Origin of the sequence: Peptoniphilus sp. BV3C26, from assembly GCF_000478985.1 — a bacterium.
Taxonomy (GTDB): domain Bacteria; phylum Bacillota; class Clostridia; order Tissierellales; family Peptoniphilaceae; genus Peptoniphilus_B; species Peptoniphilus_B koenoeneniae.
In genome coordinates this window covers 1-5,191 of record NZ_AWXB01000054.1, presented here as the reverse complement: position 1 = coordinate 5,191, position 5,191 = coordinate 1, and the positions used below count along the sequence as shown (strand labels likewise).

General features: G+C 37.2%; 4 protein-coding genes and 1 pseudogene. All 5 read right to left on the bottom strand.

Annotation, left to right across the window (positions count from 1 at the left end):
• A partial coding sequence (locus HMPREF1253_RS05640; protein WP_023055792.1) for a CD1108 family mobile element protein occupies positions 1–1,965 on the bottom strand: 1,965 nt, incomplete at its 3' end.
• A 3-nt stretch (positions 1,966–1,968) separates the two neighbouring features.
• A complete protein-coding gene (locus HMPREF1253_RS05635) occupies positions 1,969–4,398 on the bottom strand; it encodes a VirB4-like conjugal transfer ATPase, CD1110 family (RefSeq protein WP_023055791.1) in 2,430 nt (809 codons plus the stop codon).
• Positions 4,310–4,699: a PrgI family protein gene (locus HMPREF1253_RS05630; protein ID WP_025192654.1), complete on the bottom strand. Its 390-nt coding sequence runs from the start codon at positions 4,697–4,699 to the stop codon at positions 4,310–4,312. Before HMPREF1253_RS05630 ends, HMPREF1253_RS05635 begins: the two co-directional genes overlap by 89 nt.
• A 3-nt stretch (positions 4,700–4,702) precedes the next feature.
• Positions 4,703–4,966 carry a hypothetical protein gene (locus HMPREF1253_RS05625; RefSeq protein WP_023055793.1) on the bottom strand — a complete coding sequence of 88 codons (264 nt, stop codon included), beginning with the start codon at positions 4,964–4,966 and terminating at the stop codon, positions 4,703–4,705.
• Positions 4,967–4,983: 17 nt separating this feature from the next.
• Positions 4,984–5,191 (bottom strand): annotated as a pseudogene (locus HMPREF1253_RS05620) (hypothetical protein); the annotation flags it as partial.

Sequence of the window (5,191 nt, the reverse complement as noted above, 5' to 3'; positions counted from 1 at the left end):
GCTACTACTGCTTTCCACCGCTACAAGCATTCCCACTTTGAGTTTTGACCTGTCCGATGTAAAAGTATAGTTTCGGTACATATCGCAGGCATTTCCGCCAATATATCCAAGCCCTGCATTTTGATAGACCTGTGATACCCACATGGCACACCAGCCTGCACCCGGAGATGGCGTGATGTATGCAGCATTAACAATCTTCTTTTGAACTTCACTTGATGCTTCATACTCAACTCCACCACCTACGCCACCATTTGCACTGATAAGGTCAGAATTTCCAAAGGCTTCTCCCATATTTCCTTGTGCAAGGAATAAGGCTTCATAGTGCTTTAGGTTGTCTGGATAGTTTGCAAAGACCTTTTGGATAATGCTGTCCATCTCTTTTTTATGCAGCGTTACAATGAGCTTTTTATACTCATAAGGTTCTTCATGACTTTCGGTATATTCGTTGCCATCTTCATCGGTATAGGTTTCTGTAACTGTCCTGTATCTGATTTCAACCTCTTCCCTATATTCAAGGTCATACATGGACTCAAACAATTCTTTTAATATGGATTCTACTTCCGATACACTCTTTACCTCTCCACATCTTGATGTAATATAGGATAAAAGCTCATGGACATTATGACCAATATACTCTGTATTATTTAAGATGTACTCGTCATAGCCGGGATAGTTATTTTTGACATGATCAACCTCATTTTGAAGCTCACTCTCCATAGCAGAAAAGCTCTGATTGATTTCATTTAGGACATTTGGCTTTGACAAATAGCTTGTTGTAAGAACAGAACTTGTCGAGTTCATAAAGCCTGTCATTCCCGTTCCCGCAAAGTTGATAAAGAAAGTTCCCAAAATTATAAGACCTATGAAAATAATCATAAGTCCCTTTGCTTTTCTTACTATAAATTTCTTTGAGCCTTTCAACGAGCCGATGAGGTTTTCTTTAATCCGATCTCTGAGCCGTGACTTATTCTCACGACGAATGGCTGCCTTTACCTGATTTTTCTTTTGAAATCTTTTATAGGCATTTGCTCTTTTATATTCATTCGTCTTTTTCAGGTTCTCTTTGGCATCACGAAATTCAAGCTTCGATTTTTGCTTCCTGATTTTATAATCCTTATTTGTAAGATCGTATCCTTTCTTCGCCTTTTTCTTATCAGAATATTTCTTTATGCCATGAATGAGTTTAGAGCTTGCGTCCGCCGTCTTTTCTCCTGCTTCCACCCCTTTATTTTCATCACTTCCATGAGAAAGATAATCCCTTACGGTTTCACTTCCTTTGGCAAGTCCTGAAAGGGCAGATACTTTTACCATATCTTTCTTTAGCTTTTTCTTCTGCTCTTTAGAAAGGCTGCTATGAACTTTTTCGCTGACAGCATCTGTTCCAGTCTTTTTACCTTCAGATTTATTTTCCTTTGGCACATCTTCTTTTTTTCTTGTATAAAGGCTTTCGGTGTAGTTTTTCCTCTTATACTTTCTCTTTTTAGCCTCATAACTTTTAGAGGAACTTCCAATAAACTCATCTTTTTTATGGAGATTATCATCCACATCATAGGTCGATTCAAAGTAGTCGCTGTCCCTAAAGTCATTATCGTATCTGTCTATAATCCCGTCATTATCAAGGTCTTTTCCTAAAGGATCATAGATTTTTCCATCCTTTACCTCCGTAATATAATCCGATCTTCCTGTTTCACTTACAGCAATTGCACTATCCTTATCAGAAGCTCTATATCTTGCGTTTCTCTTGGATGTTCCATAAGCCTTTTCATTATCAGAACTTACCTTGATTGTTTTCTTATGAACCTTGTCCTGAAATCTATCTTTGTCATGGACGATTTTTCCTCTGTAATCATCGTTATTCTTTAGCTTACTTTCTTCAGATGTAGTGAATGTTTCACTATGGATCATTTCTCTTTCAAGACTTGCCTTATGCCTTTCCCTAAAATCCTTTTTCAGCTTTTTCCCCATAGGCTACCTCACTTCTTCAGGCTTGGTAGTCATCTTCTGATAGAGAATTGTATCTTTCGGGAACTTATCAAGGAAAGGAACAATGGTATTTCCAAAGAACAGTAGTCCCTCGCCCTCATTTGAGTTGGTAACATATCTAAGCTGAGGAAGTGAGATTTTAAGTTTTCTTGCTAAAATTTCTCTGTCTCCTGACGCTTGATTTAGCATTAAGACAAAGTCGGTATTATCAAAGATATTTTCAATTTCCTTACTCATAAGTAGGTCTTTGACATTTTGCGTAATACCTGTTGGAATACCTCCCCATTTTCTAAAACGCTTCCATATTTCCACAGAATAAGATGCTGTCTGCTCATCTTTTAATAGCAAGTGAAACTCATCTATATAGTACCTTGTAGCCTTGCTTCCTCTATTTTGAGATACTTTATTCCACACCTGATCCTGTATAACAAGCATACCGATTTTCTTTAGCTGACTTCCAAGCTCTTTAATATCAAAGCACAGGAGTTTCTTGTTTAAGTCCACATTTGACCTGTGATTAAAAACATTAAGAGAACCTGATACATAGATTTCCATCTCCGTTGCCAGCTTTTTACCGACCTTTTCTTCCTGTCCTTTTAACATATCGTATAGGTCTTGAAGTATGGGCATATTACAAGGTTCTGGATTTTCAAAATACCTTTCGTAAATCTTAGGTAAGCACCTGTCTATAACGGACTTTTCTTCTGCCGTAAGACCACTACCGCCTACTACAAGCTCCAGCATACTCATAATGAAGTTTGCTTTGTCTTTCAGTGGCGCATCCCCATCGCCATAGTTCATATTTATATCAAGGGGATTTAGGTAGTCTTTCGACTTACTGCTGACTTTAATGACTTCTCCATTAAACTGCCTTACAAGGTTTCCATACTCACCTTCCGGATCGCAGATAATCACATCATCATCTGTTACAAGAATCGCATTTGCCATTTCACGCTTTGCAGAAAATGACTTTCCGCTACCCGGAGTTCCAAGAATTAGACCATTCGGGTTCTTGAGCTTCTTTCTGTCTGCCATAATCAGGTTATGGCTTAATGCATTTAGCCCGTAGTAAAGACTGTTACTTGAATTGATGAAAAGCTCCTCTGTAGTAAAGGGCATGAAGACTGCCGTAGATGATGAGGTTAATCCTCTATCTATCTCAATCTTGTTTACGCCAAGAGGTAGCACGCTGATAAGTCCTTGTTCTTGCGTATGGTCAAGTCTTTTCAGCTTGCAGTTATGCTTATTTGAAATGGAACTTATCTGAGAGATTGTGTTATCAAGCTTTTGCACCGTTTTTGCAAAGTTCATAAAGACGATACTTACCACAAACATTCGCTCATCTCTTGTCTGTAAGTCCTTTAGGAGGCTTTTTACATCTTCTCCATAGGTGATTAAGTCCGATGGAAGAATGTCCATATCATAACCGCTTCTTACCGCTTTCTTATTTTCCTCAATCTTCATCTTGTCAATATCGGTATTTTTTCTCTTTACCATTTTAATGGCTTCCGATTGGTCGATTGCCTTAATATGAAATGAAATATTGATATTATCATCAATATCCAAAAACTCGGCAAGCATACGGTCTGAAAGCTCACTTGCAAGAATTTGAAAATGACTTACTGCCCCGATAAATTTTCCAAACTTAAAGTACCTTGAAGGCGTGAAGTTAAATTCATCAGGTACAATGTATGTTTTAGTGCTTTCCCTTTTCCTCAGATTTTTGTATGAAAACTCAAAGGTCTTATTGGGATTTAATATATCATGAAGAATCTTTAGTCTTTCTTCTCCACTTAAACTCTCCGCACGAACTCCCATACTCTTTAGATTAGACAATATATCTATCTCCAGTCTTTCAAGTTTTGATGTTGCCTGCTCTAAATTATCCGCTTCTACTGTAAAGGTTACACACTTTGATTTTTTCAGTCCATTATTTCCCTTTACAATCTGGCTTTTAAGCATCTCTCTAAACTCAAGACGTATATCGTCAAAACCGTCCTTTTTATCCGGTATCTGAATTGCCGACTTCATTTCTTCGTTTCGTCCAAGTTGATTGATATATGAAAACTCAATACTGATACTTGGATCAAAGGAGTTTAGAAAATTTGCAAACTGATTGAAAATCAAGTCTCGATCTTCATCTAAAGCAAGTTGGTAGTTAATATCCTGAAAGGCTATGCTTTTACTAAAGTGCTTTTCGTCAAGCTGACATATACCGCTTTTTAAGAGTCTAAGATAGGGAATGGTATCTTCGACAGTATATCTTTTTGGTTCTTTTCTAAAAATAAGGTCAAGTAGCCCGCCTTTATCTTTTTTAGATTTTCCCTTATTTTGCTTTAAGTCCTGTCTTTGACTTCTTAACTTCTTTTTGTTTTGTTCTAACTTTACCTGCTGAATCTTTCTTTTGTCTTTCAAGGTAAACCTCCTTTCTCACTCTTTTTTGTGGCTGATAAAACTTATGAAGGTAAATATATTTAAAATATTTCTCAAATGTCAGTCCATCCTTTTCAAAAAGAGTGATGAAAAATATAGGGAGTGTGGACACAATGAGAAATATGACGGCAATATCATTTGGAACGATCTTTCGCATAAATAAATAGACTGGTAGTCCTACCAGTCCTGCGAGTGTGAAACCTATCATCTGCCTTTTGGTTAAGTTAAAAGCTACCTTTGTTTTTACCTTCTTTAGGTCTTTTGGGATTGGTACATACGCCATAACTTACCTCCCATCTTCTTTTTCCTTTGAAAGCTCTGCCATGTGTTCATAAACAGAGCCGATTTCTTCCTGAATGCTTTCTATCTGTTTATCTGTATTTTTGTTATATCTTTCCTGCAAAATACAAAAGTCATTATGGCAGCGACCGATGTCTTTTGTTCTTTCTTCCAAGTCATTAATCTTGCTATAAAGTTTGATTCTATCAATCACCGCTATAACACCTGCTCCGATTACTACTGCTGTAAATACTGTTTTTCTTTTGATCATCCTATCCTTCCTTTCTGTTAGTGTGCATTTAATACGCTTTTGGCCAGAGTTCCGCTCTTTAGCATCATTAACCCCAGCAAAACCGCATATCCAAGTATCGTCATGGTACTTGTGTGTATATCTGTTATCTGTATTGTTTTAACTAATACTGCGTATATTCCAAGACAAACCATTAAAAAGAGTCCTTGTAGCCCAAGTGCAAATAGTCCTTTGATATAGTTTGTG

Excerpts from the sequence above, each read along its gene's own strand:
- HMPREF1253_RS05630 (WP_025192654.1), bottom strand. The coding sequence starts at position 4,699 with ATGGCGTATGTACCAATCCCAAAAGACCTAAAGAAGGTAAAAACAAAG.
- HMPREF1253_RS05625 (WP_023055793.1), bottom strand. The coding sequence starts at position 4,966 with ATGATCAAAAGAAAAACAGTATTTACAGCAGTAGTAATCGGAGCAGGT.